The sequence below is a fragment of the Sphingomonas sp. Y38-1Y genome, assembly GCF_032391395.1.
In the GTDB taxonomy this organism is placed as follows: domain Bacteria; phylum Pseudomonadota; class Alphaproteobacteria; order Sphingomonadales; family Sphingomonadaceae; genus Sphingomonas.
Genome location: NZ_CP135916.1, coordinates 20,206 through 40,469 on the forward strand (window position 1 = coordinate 20,206; position 20,264 = coordinate 40,469).

General features: G+C 69.3%; 22 protein-coding genes. 9 read left to right on the plus strand and 13 right to left on the minus strand.

Going from position 1 to position 20,264, the window contains the following annotated elements; all coding sequences use genetic code 11:
* Window positions 1–6: 6 nt before the first annotated feature.
* Window positions 7–735, plus strand: a complete 729-nt coding sequence (locus tag RS883_RS00090; protein WP_315761469.1) for an arylesterase — start codon at window positions 7–9, stop codon at window positions 733–735.
* A 53-nt stretch (window positions 736–788) separates the two neighbouring features.
* Here RS883_RS00090 and RS883_RS00095 read toward each other — a convergent pair whose 3' ends face one another.
* Window positions 789–1,145: a GntR family transcriptional regulator gene (locus RS883_RS00095; RefSeq protein WP_315761471.1), complete on the minus strand. Its 357-nt coding sequence runs from the start codon at window positions 1,143–1,145 to the stop codon at window positions 789–791.
* A gap of 40 nt (window positions 1,146–1,185) precedes the next feature.
* Window positions 1,186–1,764 (minus strand): nitroreductase, encoded by a 579-nt coding sequence (locus RS883_RS00100; RefSeq protein ID WP_315761473.1) that lies wholly within the window; start codon window positions 1,762–1,764, stop codon window positions 1,186–1,188.
* Between the two features lie 261 nt (window positions 1,765–2,025).
* Here RS883_RS00100 and RS883_RS00105 point away from each other — a divergent pair, with 261 nt between their 5' ends.
* Window positions 2,026–3,615, plus strand: a complete 1,590-nt coding sequence (locus RS883_RS00105; RefSeq protein WP_315761475.1) for a peptide MFS transporter — start codon at window positions 2,026–2,028, stop codon at window positions 3,613–3,615.
* Between the two features lie 39 nt (window positions 3,616–3,654).
* On the opposite strand, the gene RS883_RS00110 is transcribed toward RS883_RS00105, so the two are convergent.
* A complete protein-coding gene (locus RS883_RS00110) occupies window positions 3,655–4,425 on the minus strand; it encodes an arginyltransferase (protein ID WP_315761477.1) in 771 nt (256 codons plus the stop codon).
* 193 nt (window positions 4,426–4,618) lie between these two features.
* Entirely contained in the window at window positions 4,619–5,866 is a 1,248-nt protein-coding gene (locus RS883_RS00115; RefSeq protein WP_315761480.1) for a threonine ammonia-lyase, read from the minus strand.
* A gap of 75 nt (window positions 5,867–5,941) precedes the next feature.
* Here RS883_RS00115 and RS883_RS00120 point away from each other — a divergent pair, with 75 nt between their 5' ends.
* Window positions 5,942–6,274 (plus strand): hypothetical protein, encoded by a 333-nt coding sequence (locus RS883_RS00120; protein ID WP_315761482.1) that lies wholly within the window; start codon window positions 5,942–5,944, stop codon window positions 6,272–6,274.
* 9 nt (window positions 6,275–6,283) lie between these two features.
* Complete coding sequence (locus RS883_RS00125; RefSeq protein ID WP_315761484.1) at window positions 6,284–7,138, plus strand: NAD(P)-dependent oxidoreductase; 855 nt, start codon at window positions 6,284–6,286, stop codon at window positions 7,136–7,138.
* Window positions 7,139–7,264: 126 nt separating this feature from the next.
* Here the strand turns inward: RS883_RS00125 and RS883_RS00130 are convergent, their stop codons facing one another.
* Window positions 7,265–8,074, minus strand: a complete 810-nt coding sequence (locus RS883_RS00130; protein WP_315761486.1) for a DUF3298 and DUF4163 domain-containing protein — start codon at window positions 8,072–8,074, stop codon at window positions 7,265–7,267.
* 42 nt (window positions 8,075–8,116) lie between these two features.
* Between RS883_RS00130 and RS883_RS00135 the strand changes: the two genes are divergently transcribed.
* Complete coding sequence (locus tag RS883_RS00135; protein ID WP_315761488.1) at window positions 8,117–9,847, plus strand: amidohydrolase; 1,731 nt, start codon at window positions 8,117–8,119, stop codon at window positions 9,845–9,847.
* An 18-nt stretch (window positions 9,848–9,865) separates the two neighbouring features.
* Here the strand turns inward: RS883_RS00135 and RS883_RS00140 are convergent, their stop codons facing one another.
* The 3 genes from RS883_RS00140 to RS883_RS00150 all read right to left on the minus strand — a co-directional run bounded on the left by RS883_RS00140 (window position 9,866) and on the right by RS883_RS00150 (window position 11,576).
* Window positions 9,866–10,363, minus strand: a complete 498-nt coding sequence (locus RS883_RS00140; RefSeq protein ID WP_315761490.1) for a DUF192 domain-containing protein — start codon at window positions 10,361–10,363, stop codon at window positions 9,866–9,868.
* A gap of 7 nt (window positions 10,364–10,370) precedes the next feature.
* A complete protein-coding gene (locus RS883_RS00145) occupies window positions 10,371–10,892 on the minus strand; it encodes a cold-shock protein (protein ID WP_315761492.1) in 522 nt (173 codons plus the stop codon).
* Between the two features lie 105 nt (window positions 10,893–10,997).
* Window positions 10,998–11,576: a regulatory protein RecX gene (locus RS883_RS00150; protein WP_315761493.1), complete on the minus strand. Its 579-nt coding sequence runs from the start codon at window positions 11,574–11,576 to the stop codon at window positions 10,998–11,000.
* A 143-nt stretch (window positions 11,577–11,719) separates the two neighbouring features.
* Here RS883_RS00150 and RS883_RS00155 point away from each other — a divergent pair, with 143 nt between their 5' ends.
* A complete protein-coding gene (locus tag RS883_RS00155; RefSeq protein WP_315761495.1) occupies window positions 11,720–13,462 on the plus strand; it encodes a fatty acyl-AMP ligase in 1,743 nt (580 codons plus the stop codon).
* A 76-nt stretch (window positions 13,463–13,538) separates the two neighbouring features.
* On the opposite strand, the gene RS883_RS00160 is transcribed toward RS883_RS00155, so the two are convergent.
* From RS883_RS00160 to argH, 4 genes are read right to left on the minus strand one after another with little or no spacing between them, the layout of a single operon-like run.
* Window positions 13,539–14,330, minus strand: coding sequence for a precorrin-2 dehydrogenase/sirohydrochlorin ferrochelatase family protein (locus RS883_RS00160; protein ID WP_315761497.1), 792 nt, complete (start codon window positions 14,328–14,330; stop codon window positions 13,539–13,541).
* Complete coding sequence (lysA, locus tag RS883_RS00165; RefSeq protein WP_315761499.1) at window positions 14,330–15,589, minus strand: diaminopimelate decarboxylase; 1,260 nt, start codon at window positions 15,587–15,589, stop codon at window positions 14,330–14,332. Before lysA ends, RS883_RS00160 begins: the two co-directional genes overlap by 1 nt.
* The gene (locus RS883_RS00170) at window positions 15,589–15,828 is read right to left on the minus strand and encodes a hypothetical protein (protein WP_315761501.1); all 240 of its coding nucleotides are present in this window, start codon (window positions 15,826–15,828) and stop codon (window positions 15,589–15,591) included. Before RS883_RS00170 ends, lysA begins: the two co-directional genes overlap by 1 nt.
* The gene (argH, locus tag RS883_RS00175; RefSeq protein WP_315761503.1) at window positions 15,828–17,201 is read right to left on the minus strand and encodes an argininosuccinate lyase; all 1,374 of its coding nucleotides are present in this window, start codon (window positions 17,199–17,201) and stop codon (window positions 15,828–15,830) included. The genes RS883_RS00170 and argH overlap by 1 nt, the downstream gene beginning before the upstream one ends.
* Window positions 17,202–17,229: 28 nt before the next feature.
* Between argH and RS883_RS00180 the strand changes: the two genes are divergently transcribed.
* Window positions 17,230–17,781, plus strand: coding sequence for a TlpA disulfide reductase family protein (locus RS883_RS00180; RefSeq protein WP_315761505.1), 552 nt, complete (start codon window positions 17,230–17,232; stop codon window positions 17,779–17,781).
* Between the two features lie 41 nt (window positions 17,782–17,822).
* Here the strand turns inward: RS883_RS00180 and RS883_RS00185 are convergent, their stop codons facing one another.
* On the minus strand, window positions 17,823–18,560 hold the full coding sequence (locus RS883_RS00185; RefSeq protein WP_315761507.1) for an SDR family NAD(P)-dependent oxidoreductase: 738 nt from the start codon (window positions 18,558–18,560) through the stop codon (window positions 17,823–17,825).
* Between the two features lie 83 nt (window positions 18,561–18,643).
* On the opposite strand from RS883_RS00185, the gene RS883_RS00190 reads away from it, so the two are divergent.
* Window positions 18,644–19,294 (plus strand): TetR/AcrR family transcriptional regulator, encoded by a 651-nt coding sequence (locus tag RS883_RS00190; protein ID WP_315761509.1) that lies wholly within the window; start codon window positions 18,644–18,646, stop codon window positions 19,292–19,294.
* Between the two features lie 68 nt (window positions 19,295–19,362).
* Window positions 19,363–20,229, plus strand: coding sequence for a prolipoprotein diacylglyceryl transferase (gene lgt / locus RS883_RS00195; RefSeq protein ID WP_315761511.1), 867 nt, complete (start codon window positions 19,363–19,365; stop codon window positions 20,227–20,229).
* The last annotated feature ends 35 nt before the right edge of the window (window positions 20,230–20,264 follow it).

Here is a 20,264-nt window from a genome sequence, read left to right on the forward strand (position 1 = left end):
GGCAAGGTGCGTCCTTCGTTCGGAACTTGGGTCCCATATGTGGCGGCGGCGGCGCTCGTCCAACCGCTGGCGGGCTGTTCGGGCGAAGCGCCCGCCCCTGCCCCGACCCCGCGAGTCTCGCCGACCGCGGAGGCAGCGGACGCGCGGCTCGTACTCGCGTTCGGCGACAGCCTCTACGCGGGATACGGCGTGCTGCCGCAGCAGGCCTTCCCCTATGTCCTCGAACAACGGCTGAAGGCGGCGGGCATCGCTGCGACCGTGCGCAATGCGGGCGTGTCGGGCGACACCAGCGCGGCGGGGCTGCGGCGCCTCGCCTTCACGCTCGACGGGCTGCCGCGCAAGCCCGACCTCGCCATCGTGGGCCTGGGCGGCAACGACATGCTGCGCGGGATCGATCCGGCGGAGACGCGCGCGAACCTCGAAGCCATCTGCGCCGAACTGAAGAAGCGCGGCATCCCGATCATGCTGACCGGCATGCGCGCCGCGCCCAACCTGGGCGCCGATTACGTCCGGGCGTTCGAGGGCATCTATCCCGACCTCGCGAAGAAGTACGATGCGGCGCTCGACCCCTTCTTCCTCGACGGTGTCGTCCTCAATCCCGCGCTGATGCTCCCGGACCGCATCCATCCCAAGCCCGAGGGGATCGAGCGGATCGCCGATCGGGTAACGCCAATGGTGGTGGGGGTGCTTCGCCGATCCGTCACCCCATCGAAGCCTGGGGTCGCTGGCAGCTAGGTCGCGCCCTGCCGCCAAGCGATCCCAGCCTTCGCTGGGATGACGACGGTGGATCAGGCGCGCTCGCGCTCGAACAGCTCGTCGGTGCTGAGGCCCAGCAGCGCGATATGGTCGCGCACCCGCGGCCAATAGCTTCTCAGAAATCGCTCGCGTTCCGCCACGCGCAGCGCCTCCGCGGCGCCGGGCAGGACGAACATGCCGACCCCGCGCCGCACCTCGACATAGCCGTCGTCCTGGAAGGTCTGGTACGCCTTGGCGACGGTCAGCGGGTTCGCCCCGACCTCGGCCGCAAGTGCGCGGACGGAGGGGAGCTGGTCACCCGCGCGATACTCCCCGCGCAGGATCGCCGCGGCGATGGTGGCGCGCAGCCGCATATAAACCGGCGAGTCGTCATGCTCGATCGCTGTCATGCTGCCTTAATACGGCAAACAGGTACGCCGCGCCATGCCCTTATGCGGACCAACTCGAAAGGATGTCCGCGACGACCGGTCGGGGCCGCTCGTCCAGGTCGCGCGACGGGCTGCCGATGAAGACGAAGCCGGCGATCTTCTCGCCCGCGCGCGAGCCCAGTCCCGCCAGCACCGCGGGCGAGAACGCCGCCCAGCCGGTCAGCCAGCCGGCGACGAAGCCCTCGGCATGCGCCGCATGAATGAGGTTCATCGTCGCCGCGCCTGCCGACAATTCCTGCTCCCAGACCGGGATGTGGCTGTCGCGGGGGCTGGACAGCACGACGATCAGCGCCGGCGCCTGATGCGCGAACTGGCGGATCGCCTCGATCTCCAGCCGCCCGGCGTCCGGCTTCTCGGCGCGATACGCCGCCTCCAGCATCGCGGCGAACTCGCCGCGCGCGCCTGCCGGCACGTCGATGAAGCGCCAGGGGGCAAGCTTGCCATGGTCGGGCGTCCGCGCCGCGACCTCGACCATCGCGGCGACCTGCTGCGCGTCGGGGCCGGGCGCTACCATGTCGCGCGGCTTCCCCGACCGGCGGGTGGCGAGATAGGCGGCGAGGCTGGAGCGGTCGTTGAACATGAGGCCACCGCTAGAGCGGGTGGCCGCATTGTCAAACCACCCATCCGCGTTCGTTTCGAGCGAAGTCGAGAAACGATGGCTGACGGAACGGCTTCTCGACTGCGCTCGAAGCGAACGGGGATGGTTTAAGGGATCTCCCCCATTCACCCTCGCGACAAGTCACATCTGTGACATTGCCGCTTGGCTTTGCACGCGCCGCGGGGCAGGTTCGCGCGCGAAACGGGTCGAACACGGCCGGACAGATTGATGGAGTGATGCCGAATGGCGTCTGACGCACCCCGCGCCGTACCGGCGGGCAAGGAGTTTCTGGGCCACCCGCGCGGCCTGTTCGTGCTGTTCTTCGCGGAGATGTGGGAGCGCTTCTCCTATTACGGGATGCGCGCCATCCTGATCCTGTTCCTGACCAAGCATTTCCTGTTCGGCGATGAGCCCGCCTATGCGATCTACGGCGCCTATACCTCGATGGTGTACATCACCCCGGTGCTCGGCGGCTATCTCGCCGACCGCTATCTGGGCGCGCGACAGGCGGTGCTGGTCGGCGGCTTCTTCATCGCGGCGGGTCACCTGATGATCGCGCTGTTCGAGGGGCCCTACGGACAGCAGGGCATCTATCTGGACGGCTTCTACTTGGGCCTGGCGTCGATCATCATCGGTACGGGCTTCCTCAAGGCCAACATCTCCGTCCTCGTCGGCCAGCTCTACGCCCGCGACGACGCGCGGCGCGACCCGGCCTTCTCGATCTTCTACATGGGCATCAACCTGGGCGGCTGGCTCGGCCCGATCGCGGTCGGCATCCTGGGTGAGACGGTGGGTTGGTCATACGGCTTCGGCGCCGCGGGCGTCGGCATGGTCGCGGGCCTGATCGTGTTCGTCATGTTCGGCCACGAGCTTCGCGGCGCGGGGGAGGCGCCCGATCGCGCGCTTCTGAAGGCGCCCGTCGTCGCCGGCCTGTCGCGCGAATGGCTAATCTATCTGGGCGCGGTCGTCGGCGTCGGCGTGTCGTGGTGGCTGATCCGCTTCCAGAATGCGGTCGGCTGGGCACTGATGGCCTGCTTCGTCGCGACCTATGCCTTCATCGTCTGGCGCGCGGTGGCGAAGCTCGGCCGCGAGGATCGCGATCGCATCTTTGCCGCACTGTTCCTCATCACGCTCTGCCCGCTCTTCTGGGCGCTGTTCGAACAGGCGGGCTCGTCGCTCAACCTCTACACCGATCGCCAGGTCGACCGCTCGATCCTCGGCTGGGAAGTCCCCGCCTCGGTCTTCCAGTCGGTCAATTCGATCTTCATCATCATCCTGGCACCGATGTTCGCGTGGCTGTGGACGTTCCTGAACAAGCGCGGGTTGGAGCCGAGCGCGCCGTTCAAGTTCGGCATCGGACTGATCGTCGTCGGCCTCGGCTTCCTCGTCCTCGTCGCCGGCGCCGCCAGCACGCCGGGCGAGCTGACGCCGGTGATCTTCATCTTCCTCGTCTATCTCCTCCACACCATGGCCGAGCTCTGCTTCTCGCCCGTGGGCCTTTCCAACATGACGCGGCTGTCGGTGGCGAGCATGACCGGGCTGATGATGGGTGCCTGGTTCCTCGCGACCGCGGGCGGCAACTTCATCGCCAGCCTGATCGCCCAGGCGACCGGCGGCGAGGGTGTCGGGCCGGAGCGGGTACTGGAGGTCTATTCCAACATCGGCTGGTTCTCGGCGGCGGTCGGCGTCGGCGTGCTGGCGGTGGCGCCGTTCGTGGCGAAGCTGATGCACCTCGACACGCTGGGCGAGAGCGACCACGCGCTGGCAGGCGAGCGCGAGCTGGCGGAGCCCGCGGCGCCCGGCACGCGCACCAACGGTGAGCTGAAGGCCTGAGGCGCCCCGTCCTCCCCCGCCGCGGGGGAGGACGGACGCTCAGACCAGTTCCGCGACCTTGGCGGGCGCCATCGCCTCGGCGGGCATCGCGCGCCAGCCGCCGGCGTTCAGCACCTCGAGCGGCTGGAAGCGCGCCTTATAGGCCATGCGCGCCGACCCCTTCACCCAATAGCCGAGATAAACGTAAGGCAGCCCCGTCGCGGTCGCGCGGGCGATGTGGTCGAGGATGATGTAGGTGCCCAGCCCCGGCCGCGCGTCCGGCCCGGCGTCGTAGAAGCTGTAGATCATCGAGAGGCCATCGGCCTGCTGGTCGGTGATGCACGCGCCGATCAGCTTGCCCGGCCGGCCGTTTACCGACGGCTCGCGATACTCGACGACATAGGAGCGCACGGGGCTGTGCTCGACCATGTCGGCATAGTCCTGTTCATCCATCCCCGCCATGCCGCCGCCGGGGTGGCGCGTCGCCAGATAGCGCTGGAGCAGCTGGAACTGCTCGTCCGTGGCCCAGGGGCGACAGGCGTTGACCTCCAGATCGGCCATGCGGCGGATGAGCTTGCGATGCGTCGATCCGGCCTGGAACCGGTCGGCGACAACGCGGACCGACTGGCATGCGTTGCAGCTCGGGCAGCTGGGGCGATAGGCGACCGACTGGCTGCGGCGAAAACCGATCCGGCCGAGCGCGTCGTTGAGCTCGCCGGCGTGGAGCCCGTTCAGTTCGGTGAAGACCTTCCGCTCCTGGCGCCCCGGCAGGTACGGGCAGGGCGACGGGCTCGTGACGAAGAAGCGCGGAAAACGGAACGGCGCGGTCACGCTTCGTCGAGCCCCCAGGGTACGGGCCACGGGATGCGGCCTTTCGATCAATATGCAGGCGCCGATTCGCGATGAAAAGTCGGTTTACCACGAAAAGAACGTTAACTTGCGCCAGTCCGAACGACGCGCATGGTTCCCGGGATAACGAACAGCGTTAACGTCGCGGCGGGCGGTGCCGAACCCAGGCTTCGGCTCAGGCGAGCTCGACCAGGCTCACTTCGTAACTCGCGTCGCGCAGCGCGGCGATCAGCCGGTCGAGATGGGGACGATCGCGCGTCTCGCACTCGATGTCGGTGATGAGGCCCTTGGCCGGCAGCGTCGTGAAGACGCGCTGGTGATAGATCTCGATGATGTTGACCGCCTGCTCGTGAAAGATCTTGGCGACGCCATAAAGCGCGCCAGGCCGATCCTGGAGCCGTACGCGCAGCCGTGCGAGCCGGCCCGAGCGGGCCAGGTCGCGCAGGAGCACGTTGGCGAGCAGCCGCGTGTCGATGTTGCCGCCGCAAAGGACGATGCCGATGTGCTTGCCAGCGAACCGCTCGCGGTGGGTGAGCAGTGCGGCGAGGCCGGCGGCGCCCGCTCCTTCGACCACCGTCTTCTCGATCTGGAGGAGGAGGCTGACCGACTCCTCCAGGCTGCGCTCGCTGACCAGAACGATGTCGTCGACCAGTTCGCGCACGATCTGCGCGGTCAGGCCACCGGGCTCCTTGACGGCGATTCCCTCCGCCAGCGTATCTCCGCCGATCGGCAGCGCGCCGCCGTTCATGCGGTTGTACATCGAGGGGTAGAGCTCGGCCTGCACGCCGATCACGTCGATCGCACGCGGCTGCGCCTTGGCCACGGTGGCGATGCCGGAGATCAGCCCGCCGCCGCCGATCGGGACGACGAAGGTGTCGATGCCCGGCGCATCCTCCAGCATCTCGAGCGCGATCGTGCCCTGTCCCGCGACGATGCGCGGATCGTCGAACGGATGGACGAAGGTCAGGCCGTTGGTCGCCTCCAGCGTGCGGGCATGGGCATAGGCCTCGTCAAAGGTCTCGCCCTCCAGGATCACGGTCGCGCCGTGCCCTTCGGTCTGGGTGACCTTCACCGTCGGCGTCGAGCGCGGCATGACGATGGTGACGGGAATGCCCAGGCGGATGCCGTGATAGGCAAGGCCCTGCGCGTGATTGCCTGCCGACGCCGCGATGACGCCCCGCTCGCGCTGCTCGACGGAGAGCTGGAGGAGGGTGTTTAGCGCGCCGCGCTCCTTATAGGCGGCGGTGAACTGAAGGTTCTCGAACTTGAGATAGACCGTCGCCCCGACGAACTGCGACAGCGTCTTGCTGACCAACGTCGGCGTCCGCACGACCGAGCCCGCAATTCGCGCCCGCGCGCCGAGCACGTCGTCTAGGCTGACCGGCAGCAGGGCCGGGGCGGGCGTTTCGAGAAGGCTGGCCATCCTCCGCCCCTAGCCGATCGGCCGCGCGGGGGAAACCGGGTTGCGATTCGGCCGGGGGCGACCAAGCTAGAGGGGGTGCATCGCCATTTCTTTTCGCTGCGCATTGCCGCTCTGGTCATCCTTGCCGGGATTGCGGTGGCGAGCATCGACCTGTGGCTGGGCGGCTTCACGGTCGTCGCCGATCCCGATCGCCAATTGGCCGGCGCGGCGATCCGCGATGCCCGGGGCGAGCGGCCGATGCGGGGCGTGGCCGAGGGGTTCTGGGCCGCGCGGCCGCGGATGGACGGGCGCGTCGTGATGCGGTGCGCCAACGGCGCGGTGCTCGACGGCGCCTATGTCACGCCTGGCGGGCGGGTGCGCGAGACGGTGGCGCCGGGTGCTTGCGCCGCTGCCCGCCCGGCGCGATAGGGCTTGGCCATGGCAAAGGTCGCATTTCTGGGTCTGGGCGTCATGGGCGCGCCGATGGCGGGGCATCTGGCAAAGGCGGGGCACGATGTCGTCGGCTTCAACCGGACGCGCGCCAAGGCGGAGGCCTGGGCGGAAAAGCATGGCGGGACGGTGGCCGACACGCCCGCCGAAGCCGCCAAGGGCGCGGCGGCGGTGTTCGCGTGCGTCGGAAACGACGACGACCTGCGTCAGGTGACGCTGGGGACGGACGGCTGCTTCGCGGCGATGGACGAGGCAGCGGTGTTCGTCGACCACACCACCGTCTCCGCCGCGATCGCGCGCGAACTGGCGGCGGCCCGCGCGATGGTCGTCGATGCACCGGTGTCGGGCGGACAGGCGGGCGCCGAGAACGGCAAGCTGTCCGTCATGTGCGGCGGCAGCGACGAAGCGGTGGCGGCGGCGCGGCCGCTGATGGAGGCCTATTCGGCGCGAATCGTCCATGTCGGCGCGGCGGGCGCGGGTCAGACGACCAAGATGGTCAACCAGATCTGCATCGCCGGCGTGCTTCAGGGCGTGGCGGAGGCGCTGCGCTTCGCCCAGGCCTCCGACCTCGATCTCGACAAGGTGCTGGAGGCGATCTCGGGCGGCGCGGCGCAGAGCTGGCAGATGGTCAATCGCTGGCCGACCATGGCCAAGGACGAGTTCGACTTCGGCTTTGCGATCGACTGGATGCGCAAGGATCTGGGCCTCACGCTCGACGAGGCCAAGCGCAACGGCGCGCTCCTGCCGATGACGGCGCTGGTCGATCAATTCTATGCCGAAGTGCAACAGGCCGGCGGCGGGCGAATGGACACGAGCGCGCTGGTGACCCGGCTGCCGAAGTAAGCCGAAACACGAAAATCACCGTCACCCCGGACTTGATCCGGGGTCCCGCTTCTCCGCACACAGGAAGAACAAGCGGGATCCCGGATCAAGTCCGGGATGACGTGAGTGGATTGCGCTGCCCGAGAGTCACCGCGCGCGGAAGAGGTCGCGGTACGCCGGCTTTACCGCACTCAGCAGCGCGGGCGTGACCGGCAGAGTCACCTCGAACACCCCCTCCGCATAGGGGCCCGCCACATAGGGACCGACCAGCAGCCCGACCCGGTCGATCATCTGCCGGTCGGTCGATCCCAGAATCAGCGTCGCCTCATCGACCTTGGGACAGGCGTTGAAGCTGTCGTCGGCGCGGACCACCGGCTCGCCGCGCCGCTCCTCGCGCTGCTTATCGATTTCGGCGCAGAAGGCGGTGCCGATCGCGGTCTGGATCGCGTCGGTGGAGGTGAACAGGTCGGTGGGCTTCAGCCGCTCGCCCGCCGCCTTGTCCCACACCACCGCGTCATAGCCCGGGCTGCCATGCGCCCCGCCGGTATAGGCCCAAGTTTCGGCCGACAGGCTGAGCAGGCGCGGCGTGTCGGTCACGACCTTCCACGCGACCGTCGATTCATAGGCGCGGAAGGGGAAGTCGCCCGCCTTGGCCTCCGCGCGGAACTCGGCGGTATCCTTGTCGAGCTCGACCTTCATTTCCTCACGCTGCCCGTCCAGCCAGCGGGCGAGCGGCGCGATCGCCGCCGCCTTGGCCGGATAGGTATAGTCGAAGCTGTAGCTGTCGTTCTTGATCGTCGTCTTGCTCGCCTTTGCGGCGGCCGCCGGCGGCGATGGTGGGGTGGGCGGCACCGGCGCCTGGCCTTGCGCATTCGCGCTCGTGGCCGCGGGCTGTTCGGGGGCGCCGCCGCACGCCGCCAGCATCATCGCCGTGCCCAGCATCGTCACCGTCCGCATCGCGCCCTCGCCAAATCGCCTGCCCCGCCATATGGCAAGCGCATGAAGCTTTCCAACCGGATCGTCCGCACCGCGCTCCTCCTCGCGGCCTCGCTCCTGGCGGCGCCCGCGCTTGCCGACGGGCTGATCGACAATGTCGACGGCGTGACGCTGGACGAACAGGGCCGGCCACAGCGCTTCACCGGCATCCTGATCGACAAGAGCGGCACGATCACCCGCGTGCTGGGGCGCAAGGACAAACGGCCCGAAAAGCTCGACTGGCGACAGGACATGAAGGGGCGCGTGGCGATCCCCGGCATGATCGACGCGCACGGCCATTTCATGGAGCTGGGCTTCAAGGCGCTGTCGCTCGACCTGTCCGACACCAGGTCGTTCGAGGAGGCCAAGGCCAAGATCGCCGCTTATGCCGCGGCCAATCCCAACCGGCCGTGGATCACCGGCGGCGGCTGGAACCAGGAGAAATGGGGCCTCGGCCGCTTTCCGACCGCGGCCGAGCTCGACGCGATCGTGCCGGGCAAGCCCGTCTGGCTCGACCGCGTCGACGGCCATGCCGCCTGGGCGAACTCGGCGGCGATGAAGGCGGCGGGGATCACCGCCAAGACCACCGCGCCGACCGGCGGCCGGATCGAGAAGGGACCGAACGGCGCCCCCAGCGGCGTCTTCGTCGATGCGGCGATGCAGCTGGTGGCGAAGGCGGTACCCGCCCCGCCCCCGCGCGAGCGCAATGCCGCGTTCCTGGAAGCGCAGCGCATTCTGCTGGCGAGCGGCATCACCGCGACCGCGGACATGGGAACCAGCCTGGACGACTGGCTCACCTATCGCTTCATGGGGGATCGCAACCTCTTGCGCATCCACATCATGAGCTATGCCAACTCGGTCGAGACGGCGGTGCGCGTGGGGATCAGCGGCCCGACCCCGTGGCTCTACGAGGACCGCCTGCGGATGGGCGGGATCAAGCTCTATCTCGACGGCGCTTTGGGGTCGCGCGGGGCTTGGCTGAAGGCGCCCTATGCCGACGCGGCGGGACAGACCGGGCTGCCGCTCCAGAACGACACGCAGCTCCTCAACCAGATGAGCCGCGGGGCGATGGACGGTTTTCAGCTCGCGGTCCATGCGATCGGCGACCGCGCCAATGCCGAGGTGCTGGGCGCGATCGAGGAGCTCTCGTCGAGCTACAAGGGCGACCGCCGCTGGCGGATCGAGCATGCGCAGATCGTCGATCCGGCCGATCTGCCGCGCTTCGGGCGGAACGGCGTCGTCGCCTCGATGCAGCCGGTCCACCAGACCAGCGACCGGACGATGGCCGAAGCGCGGCTGGGGCCGCAGCGGCTGGCGGGCGCCTATGCTTGGAAGTCGATCGCGGCGACGGGCGCGCGGGTGGCATTCGGATCGGACTTCCCGGTCGAGAGCCCCAATCCCTTCGCCGGCTGGGCCGCGGGCTTCACCCGCCAGGACGCGGACGGACAGCCGTTCGGCGGCTGGCGCCCCGAGGAAGCGCTGACGCGCGAGGCGGCGTGGCGCGCCTTCACCATCGACGCGGCCTATGCGGGCTTCGCGGAAACCAGGCTCGGCCGGATCGCGCCAGGCATGCGCGCCGACTTCGTCATCGTCGATCGCGACCCGACGATGGCCGCGCCTGCCGAGCTACGCCTGACGCGCGTCCTCGAAACCTGGGTCAATGGCGAGAAGGTCTGGGTCGAGGGGCAGCGCGCGCTGCCGACGCCTGAGGGCGGGGCGGCGCCGGTGAAGCCCTATGTGGAGCCGGGCCGATAACGCCTGCCCGGCGCCGGCTCACTTCGCCTGCGGCCAGGTCACCTTGTCGCCCTCGGCCATGCCCGTCGCCGCCGCGACGCCCGCCTTCACCTCCAGCACCGCGCCGACCGGCTCGCCCGAGGCGACCGGCGATTCGTCGAACGGCTCGCCGCGGCCGATGCGGGCGATGGTGCCGTCCGGACGGATGAAGATGATGTCGAGCGCGGTCGGCGTGTCCTTCATCCAGAAGCTCGCTTCACGCGGGCCGCCACCTTCGGCCGGATAGGGCCAGAACAGCATCGCCGACGTCTCGGTCAGGTCGGTGCGGAACATCAGCCCGCGCTGCTGCTCGGCCGGGGTCTTGGCGGGTTCGGCCTTGAAGACGTGACGGCCGGATTTGGTCGTCACCGTGACGGGGATGATCCCCTTGGCCTGTTCCTCTTCGGTCAGCTGGATGCCGGACGCGTTGCCGCCGGAGCAGGCGGACAGGGCGAAGAGCCCGGCGGCGAGCGCCAGGGACAGGGTGCGCGATACCATGCGGCCGTTACTCGGGCTTTTCGATCGCGACCGCAAGCGGCCCCTTCTCGCCCTCGACGATGCGCGCCATCAGCGGCTGGTCGGGTTCGACTTCCTCCACGCCCGCGCGGCGCAGCGTCTCCATGTGCACGAACACGTCGCCGGGCGCGCCGGCGCGCACGACGAAGCCATAGCCCTTGAGCCGGTTGAACCATTTGACGCTGACGGGCTCGAACGGCCCGGCATCGTCGATCAGCCGCGCGCGTTCCGCCCGCTCCGGTCCGCGCGGCGGCGGCGGCTCGATCGCGTCGGTGAGGTCGATCGACACGATCTCGCGCGCCTGGAGTCCACGCGGCCGCTGGAGCACATGGCACTGGACGCGCGCGCCCTCGGGCAGGCTGCGGCGGCCATGCTCCTGAAGCACGGAAAAATGGACGAGGATGTCGCCCGCATCGGCATCGTCGGCGACGAGGAAACCGAATCCGCGCGTCACGTCGAACCACTTCACCGTACCGGCATAGATGCGGTCGTCGACTTCGCGTTCGGTCATGATGCCCCCCGACAGAAAAGCCGGCGCCTCGAAATCCTCCACCCGTCGCTGCGGATCGCTACGCATGTTTATTGTACCCCCGAGGCGAAAGCTTATCACAGCATTTCAGGAAAGCGAACGAATGAGTCGCGTCTCGTCGTCAAGTAATTCGTCGGAACGGGACATCGGCGCAAGGTCGTCGGCAGTCGTCCGCACGATGCGGCGCGCCAACGCAAGATCATGACCGGCGCGCACCAGTTGCGCGACTTGCCGCTCGACCGCCGCGCGATCGGCCGGCGGCACCGCGGCAAAGGCACCGATGCGCTTGCGACGGGCAAAGGCGACCGCGCTGGCCAGCGCCGCGTCGGCCGATTCCGCCTCGATCGCCTCGGCATCCTCGCCGCGCACGCCGGCCGCCCCCAGCGCCTGTCGGACCCGCCGCGTGCCGAGGCCGCGCCGCGCCATCGCCGCCGCCCTCGCCTCCCCCCAGGCGCGATCGTCGACATAACCGAGCTCGGCAAAGCGCTCGACCAGCGGCTCGACCGCGGGCGCGCCATCGCTGTCCCAGCCGCGTTCACGCAGTTTCCGCGACAGGTAATCGGTCAGCCGGCCACGCGTCGTCGCATATCGCTCGACATAGCGAAGCGCCAACCGCTCTAGCTTTGCGGCGTCGAGGGGCGGCGGCGGGGACTTGCGTGGGCGCATCGGCCATGTTTGTGCCACACTAGCGGTCGAATTTGAACGCGAGGCCGTGCGACCGGTGAACGCTGCGCCCTTTCCGCGCGGACAAACAGCGGCGCTTTGGTAAGGGAGAGCGCTGAAGTGACAACAATCCGGGATCGCCATTCGTGACCAGTGCCGCCGCCGAGACCTTGAACGCCACGCCGAGCGACTGCACGCTCGCGCGCCGCTTCTCCGATTTCGGGACGCTGGGCGAAGCGCTCGACTTCGCCGCGACGGGATCGCGCGGCCTGAACTTCCACGATGCGCGCGGCACGCTCCTGCGCGCCTATCCCTATTCCGAGCTGCGCGAGGATGCGATCGCGCAGGCCTATCGCCTGCTCGCGCTCGGCGTGAAGCCGGGCGAGCGCGTGGCGCTGGTCGCCGAAACGGGGCCTGAGTTCGCGTCGCTGTTCTTCGGCACCGTCTATGCCGGCGCCTGGCCGGTGCCGCTGCCGCTGCCGACGAGCTTCGGCGGGCGCGACAGCTATATCGACCAATTGACAGTCCAGCTGTCGAGCTGCGACCCGCGCCTGTTCCTCTATCCCGAGGAGCTCGCCGCGATGGCAGGCGCCGCGGCCGAGCGCACCCATGTCGAGGGCCTCGCCTGGGAAACGTTCATCGCCGCCGACGCGGTGCCGGTCGATCTGCCCCCGGCCAAGGGTGACGACATCGCCTATCTCCAATATTCCAGCGGCTCGACCCGCTTCCCCCACGGCGTCGCGATCACCCACCATGCGCTGCTCAACAACCTGGCCGCGCACGCGCACGGCATGGCGCTGATCGACAGCGATCGCTGCATTTCGTGGCTGCCCTGGTACCATGACATGGGGCTGGTCGGCTGCTTCCTGTCGCCGATCGCCAACCAGGTGTCGGTCGATTACCTCAAGACCGAGGATTTCGCGCGCCGGCCGCTCGCCTGGCTCGACCTCATCAGCCGCAATCCGGGCACGACGCTCAGCTATTCGCCGACATTCGGCTACGACATCTGCGCGCGGCGCATGTCGAGCCAGACCAAGGCGAGCGACCGCTTCGACCTGTCGCGCTGGCGCGTCGCGGGGAACGGCGCGGACATGATCCGTCCCGACGTCATGCAGAAGTTCGTCGACGCCTTTGCCGATGCGGGGTTCAAGGCGTCGGCCTTCCTGCCGAGCTATGGCCTTGCCGAAGCGACGCTGGCCGTCTCGATCATGCCGCCGGGCGAGGGCATCGTCGTCGAGCTGGTCGAGGAGACGCAGCTTTCCGGCATCTCGGCCGAGGGCGGGCGCCCGCAGCGTTATCGTGCGATCGTCAATTGCGGCCGGCCCGTGCGCGACATGGAAGTCGAGATCCGCGAGGAGGACGGCACGCCGCTTCCCGACAAGGCGATCGGCAAGGTGTGGTGCCGCGGTCCCAGTGTCATGGTCGGATACTTCCGCGACCAGGCCTCGACCGATGCGTGCATGAAGGACGGCTGGCTCGATACCGGCGACATGGGCTATTTGTCGGACGGCTATGTCTACATCGTCGGCCGGGCCAAGGACATGATCATCGTCAACGGCCGCAACCACTGGCCGCAGGATATCGAGTGGGCGGTCGAGCAGCTGCCGGGCTTCAAGGCGGGCGACATCGCCGCCTTCGCGATCACCACCCCGGGCGGCGAGGAGACGCCCGCCGTCCTCGTCCAGTGCCGCACCAGCGACGATGCCGAGCGCAGCCGCCTGCGCGACGAGATCCGCGAGCGGGTCCGGTCGGTGACGGGCATGAACTGCGTCGTCGAGCTCGTGCCCCCGCGCACGCTGCCGCGCACCAGCTCGGGCAAGCTCAGCCGGGCCAAGGCGCGCAACCTCTATCTCGCGGGTGAGATCAAGCCATACGACATCGCGGCTTGAGAAGCCTGGCGTCATCCCGAACTTGATCCGGGATCCCGCTTCTTCTTCTACGTCCCTGAGAAAGCGGGACCCCGGATCAAGTCCGGGGTGACGAAGGATCGGCGGCCATCGTTAAATCGACCGTGAGCCCCGGCCCCGGCTGAACCGCGTCGCACGCCACCCGCTCGGCATCCGCCCGCGCGCGCGACAGGATCGCGGCCGGCACATCGCGCCGGTGACAAACGCGGTCGGCATCGGCGAGCAATCGCGCCGCCCGCAGCGTCAGGTTGTCCGGGTCGGCCGAGGTCAGCACGATCCGCTCGACGCGATCGCCCGCCCCCGCTGCCGGGTCGGCAAGCCAGCGCACCACCGCGTCCGCATCGGCGCCGCCCAACGGATCGAGCACGCCGCCGGGCGCCAGCGCGCTCGCCAGCGCCGTCCGCCGCGCGCGTCCTTCGGGAAACCGCGTCCGCATCGCGCCGCGCGCGGCCGACAGCGCACTCGCGAGCGATCCGACGCCTGCCGGCAGCCACGCCTCGATCCGCTGACGCAGCGCCGCCGCCAGCCCCGCCGACGCGCCGCCCGTCGCCACCGCGACCAGCACCGGTGACCGATCGACGATCGCCGGCAGCGTGAAGTCGCACAGCGCCGGCCGGTCGACGACGTTGACGAGCAGGCCGCGCGCCTTCAACCGCATTGCCGCTTCCACTGCGTCCGCTTCGTCCTCCAACGCGACGATGGCGAGCCGCGCGTTGGGATGATCCTCGACCGGCATCGCGCCCGCGCGTTCGAGCAGCCGCCGCTTGGCGTCTGCCGCCTCCCCCTCGCCCAGCAGGATGACGGGCTTGCCGTCGAGCCTGACGACGATCGGCAGGCCCGTCTCCCGCATCAGAGCCAGTCGGGGACGCGCTCGCCCGCCATCTGCTGGGCGGGGTCGATGCGGTCGGAGACGATCGCATAGCGGTCGCCGTCGACCAGCACCTCCGGCACGCGCGCGCGGCTGTTGTAGGTGCTCGCCATCGTCGCGCCGTAGGCGCCGGCGGTGCGGAACACGGCCAGATCGCCCGCCGCCACCGCGTCGATCTCCCGCGACCGCGCGAACGTATCGCCGCTTTCGCAGACCGGCCCCGCGATGTTCGCCACGATCCGCTCGCCCGTCGGCCGCACCGCGACGAAGTCGTGCCAGGCATCGTACAGCGCCGGCCGGGCGAGGTCGTTCATCGCCGCATCGACGATCACCCAGGGGTCGCCGCCCGGCGTCGGCTTGACCCAGACGACGCGGGTCAGCAGCACGCCGGCATTGCCCGCGATCACCCGGCCCGGCTCGAACATCAGCGTCACGTCCCAGCCCGCGGTCACGCGCGCGACCATCTCGCCGAACGCGGCGGGCGACGGCATCGTCTCGCCGGGGCGATAGGGGACGCCGAGGCCGCCGCCCAGGTCGACATGCGTGATCGGGTGCCCGGCCGCGCGCAGCGTCCGCACCATCTCGCCGACCCGGACATACGCAGCCTCGAGCGGGGCAAGGTCGCCGAGCTGGCTGCCGATATGCACCGCCAGGCCGCGCAGCGCGATGCCGGGCTTGCCCTCCAGCCGCGCGAAGATGCCGGGCGCCTCGTCGATCGCGACGCCGAACTTGTTGCCCGCGCGGCCGGTCGTGATCTTGGCATGGGTGCCGGCATCGACGTCGGGGTTGACGCGCAGCACCGCCGGCGCGGTCAGCCCGCGCTCCGCCGCCAGCGCGGCGAGGACATGGCCCTCTTCCTCAAGCTCCAGGTTGAACTGGCCGATGCCGGTCTCCAGGCCTTGCAGAAGCTCGTCCCGCGTCTTGCCGACGCCGGAAAAGACGATGTCGCCCGGCGCCATCCCCGCCGCGACCGCCCGCGCCATCTCGCCACCCGACACCACGTCCGCGCCGTACCCCGCCTTGGCGAGCACGCGCAGCACGGCAAGATTGGGATTGGCCTTCACCGCATAGGCGACGTGCGTGCGCGGCACGTTCGCCAGCGCGTCGCGGAACACCTGCGCATGCCGTTCGAGCGTCGCGCGCGAATAAAGATAGACCGGCGTGCCGACGGTCGCGGCGATGACCTCGGCAGAGACGCCCTCGACGTGGAGCACGCCGTCCTTGTGCTGAAAGTGATCCATCAGCGCTGCGGCGGCAACTGGAAGGGATCGTTGGGCCGCTCTTCCGACTGGCGGAGCAGCTCGTCGCTGCGCTGCGGCCGCTGCTGCGTCGTCGGCGCGGTGAGGTCGTCGGGGGTCGGCGTCGCCGCGGCGCCATAGGGCGCGGGCGGCGGCGTCTCGCCCTCCGGCAGCTTCAGCTTGCCCCGCGCGCCGCAGCCGGCGAGCGCGAGAATCAGGACGGGGAGGATCAGCGCGCGCATCAGGCCTTCTCGCTCGCACGGCGCGCCGCGGCAATGGCCTCGCGCACTTGGCTAGGCGCGGTGCCGCCAAAGCTGCGCCGGCTGGCAACGGAGGCGTCGATCGACAGCACGTCGAACACCGCCGGGGTGATCCGCGCGTCGATCGCGGTCAGTTCCTCGATCGGCATGGCCTCCAGCTTTACGCCCAGCGCCTCCGCCCGCGCCACGACGCGGCCGGTGACGTGATGCGCCTCGCGGAACGGCAGCCCCGCCTCGCGCACCAGCCAGTCGGCCAGGTCGGTGGCGGTGGCGAAGCCCGCATCGGCGACGGCGCGCATGCGGTCGGTGCGGAACGTCGCGCTCTCCACCATCCCCGTCATCGCCGCGAGGCACAGGCCGATCAGGTCGTGCGCCTCGAACACCGGCGGCTTGTCGTCCTGCATGTCCTTTGAGTACGCCAGCGGCAGGCCCTTCATCGTCACCATCAGGCTGGTCATGCAGCCCAGGATGCGCCCGGCATGGCCGCGCACCAGCTCGGCCGCGTCTGGATTGCGCTTCTGCGGCATGATCGAGCTGCCCGTCGACCATTGATCGCTGAGCGCCACGAAGCCGAAGGGCTGCGACGCCCACAGCACGAACTCCTCGGCCAGCCGGCTGAGGTGCAGCGCGCATTGCGTCGCCGCGGTCAGGTAATCGAGCGCGAAGTCACGGTCGCTGACCCCGTCGAGCGAATTGCCCATCGGCCGGTCGAAGCCGAGCGCCGCGGCCGTCGCCTCGCGATCGATCGGAAAGCCCGTGCCCGCAAGCGCCGCGGAGCCGAGCGGGCTTTCGTTCATCCGTGCGCGCGCATCGGCAAAGCGGCTGACGTCGCGCGACAGCATCGCGTGATAGGCCATCAGGTGGTGGCCCAGCGTCACCGGTTGCGCAGATTGCAGGTGCGTGAAGCCCGGCATCACGTCGGCCGCGTGCTGCTCCGCGCGGTTGAGGAGCGCGCCCTGAAGGCCGGCGAGCGCCGCCAGCACCTCGTCGATCGCGTCGCGGGTCCACAGGCGGAAGTCCGTCGCAACCTGATCGTTGCGGCTGCGTGCGGTGTGGAGCCGGCCGGCGGCGGCGCCGATCTTCTCGGCCAGCCGCGCTTCGGACTGCATGTGGATGTCCTCGAGCACCAGGTCGTCCGCCGGCCCGGTCGCGGCATAGTCGGCGGCGACCGCATCCAGCCCGCCCAGGATCGCGGCGACATCGTCCTGCGCGACGATGCCCTGTGCGCCCAGCATCGCAGCGTGCGCCTTGGACGCGGCGATGTCCTGGCGCCACATGCGCTTGTCGAACGGGATCGAGGCGTTAATCTCGCGCATCACCGACGAGGGGCCTTCGGCGAACCGCCCGCCCCACATCTGATTGGAGCTGTCCTTGCGCTCGCTAATGGTTCTTCTCCCGCTCGCCGCGATGGTCGGCGCGTGCGATACGCAAACCCCCGCGGACGGGCAAGCGAACGGCGCCCTCGCCGCAAACGAGTCCGCCGCAGCCGCACCGACCGGCGGCAAGGTCGACCGCAGCCACAAGGGCGAAGCCGCCCCCACCTTCCCCTTCGCCGATCCCGAAGGCGTCAAGAAGACGATCGCCGACTATAAGGGCAAGCCGGTGCTGGTGAACCTGTGGGCCACCTGGTGCGCACCCTGCGTCAAGGAAATGCCGACGCTGGAGGCACTCGCCAAGCGCGAGAGCGGCCGGATCGAGGTGCTGACGATCGCCCAGGACCTGGACGGTCCGGCCAAGGTCGTTCCCTATTTCCAGAAGGCCGGCTTCAAGACGATCGAGCCCTGGAGCGAACCCGAGCTGCGGTTCACCACCGGCATGGGCGTCAACCTGCCGACGACGATCCTTTACGACAAGGACGGCAAGGAAGTCTGGCGGGTGTCGGGCGCGATGGACTGGGTCGGCGACGAGGCGAAAGGGTTGCTGGGAGAGGTTTGACGCGGCCCCGGCGGTCACGCCCCGGGGCCACGCCTCTGGCATCAGGTCAGCGCGCCGCCGTCGACAGTCAGCGCCGTGCCGGTGATCTGCCGCGCCGCCGGGCTCGCCAGGAACGCGACCGCCGCGGCGACGTCGGCCGGCTGGCCATAGCGGCCAAGCGGGATCAGGCTGCGCTGGAAGTCGGCAAATTCGCCCGTCTCCGGGTTCATCTCGGTGTTGGTCGATCCCGGCTGGACGAGATTGACGGTGATGTCGCGGCCGCCCAGCTCCTGCGCCAGGCCGCGGGTGAAGGATTGGAGCGCGGACTTGGTCATGTAATAGACCGTGCCCGGCGAGCCGACGATACGCTCGGCGCCTGCCGATCCGATGTTGATGATCCGCCCGCCCGCGGACAAATGCGGGATCGCCGCCTGCGCCGCCAGGATCGGGCCGCGGACGTTGACCGCAAGCAACGCGTCGATGTCCTCGACCGCGAAGTCGGCAATCGGATTGTAGATCGCGATCGCCGCATTGTTGACGACGATGTCGAGCCCGCCCAGCTGCTCGGCCGCGGTGTCGACGGAGCGGCGGATCGCGGCGGGATCGACGCTGTCGGCCTGGATCGCGACGCCCTTGCGGCCCGCCGCCTCGATCGCGCGCACCACCTCGTCGGCGCGCTCCGGCGAGCGGGCATAGGTGATTGCGACGTCCGCGCCCTGCTCCGCCAGCGCGATCGCGATCGCCGCCCCAATGCCACGCGACGCACCCGTAACCAACGCGCGCTTTCCTGAGAGATTCATCGTGAGTTCCTGTTTTTGTAGTGATCGACACACAATAGCTCGGATGCTTGCGGGCGAATGTCAATGGCATTATGTATCGATCGATGCAGAAATCTGCCGCCCCTGACGAAACCGCCGGAACGCGGGCACGCGGCCGCCCCCGCGCGTTCGATCGTGCGGCGGCGCTGCAAGCGGCGACGTTGCTGTTCTGGCAGAAGGGCTTCGACGCGACCTCGATCACCGACCTGACCGCCGCGATGGGGATCGGCTCGCCCAGCCTCTATGCCGCGTTCGGATCGAAGGAGGCGCTGTTCGCCGAGGCGCTCGACCATTATGTCCGCAGCAACGAGGCGTTCGTGTGGAAGCGGTTCTTCGCCGCTCCGACGGCGCGCGGCGCGATCGAGGCGTTTCTGTTCGACTCGGCGGCGGCGCTGACCGGGGCGGTCGCGGACATTCCGCGCGGCTGCATGGTGACTTTGTCGACGGTGGACGGCGCCGAGCATGGCGGTTTGTGCGACCTGCTTCGGACCGCACGTCAGGGAAGCTTCGAGCGGCTTCACGATCGCCTGCGCCGCGGCAAGGACGAGGGCGAGTTCGCGGACACCGTCGACCTGCCCGCGCTCGCCCGGTTCGTCCAGACCGTGCAGGGCGGCATGTCGATCCTGGCGCGCGACGGCGCCCGGGGCGACGAGCTGGAAGCGGTCGCCGAGCTTGCGATGCTCGGCTGGGATGCGCGCGTCGGCGCGGGCACGTGAACGCGGGCTGACACACCGCCCCGATCCCCCTAAAGCACCCCTCGCACGCCAACGCGAGGAACCGCCGCTTGCTCCTGACCACGCTTGCCGCTGCCGGCGGTTATCTCGACTATCGGACGCTGGGCCTCGATCCCGTGGCGCTCGACCTCGGCTTCTTCCAGCTCAAATGGTATTCGCTCGCCTATATCGCGGGCATCCTGCTCGGCTGGTTCTACCTCTTGAAGCTGATCGACCGGCCGGGTGCGCCGATGGCGCGGCGCCATGCCGACGACCTCGTCTTCTATGCGACGATCGGCATCATCGCGGGCGGGCGACTGGGGTACATCCTCTTCTATCGCCCCGACCTGTTCGGCCAGCCGCTCAGCATCCTGCGGCTGTGGGACGGCGGCATGTCGTTCCATGGCGGCGTCATCGGCGTGACGCTCGGGATCATCCTGATGGCGCGCAAGCACAAGCTCGACTGGCTGCGCGTCCATGATTACGTCGCGTGCTGCGTGCCGTTCGGGTTGTTCTTCGGCCGCCTCGCCAATTTCGTGAATGGCGAGCTTTGGGGCCGCCCCACCGACGTGCCCTGGGCGATCGTCTTCCCGCGCACCGGCATGGACGTGCCCCGCCACCCGAGCCAGCTCTATGAAGCGGGGCTCGAGGGCATCCTGCTCGGCCTGGTCCTCGCCTTCTTTTTCTGGCGCACAAACGCGCGCTATTATCCCGGCCGCCTCGTCGGCATCTTCCTCCTCGGCTATGGCGCCGCGCGCTTCTTCGTCGAGTTCTTTCGAGAGGCGGACGAGCAATTGATGTGGCTCCACGACATGACCGGCCTCAACATGGGCCAGTATCTGTGCATGCCGATGATCCTGGGCGGGCTGTTCCTGATCGCCACGTCGAAGGGGCGTCGCCGCCGGGTCGAGCCGATCGTCGGCGAGAGCATCGCCTGACGTGAGCGCAATCGGCCACGACGGCCCGCTGCCCG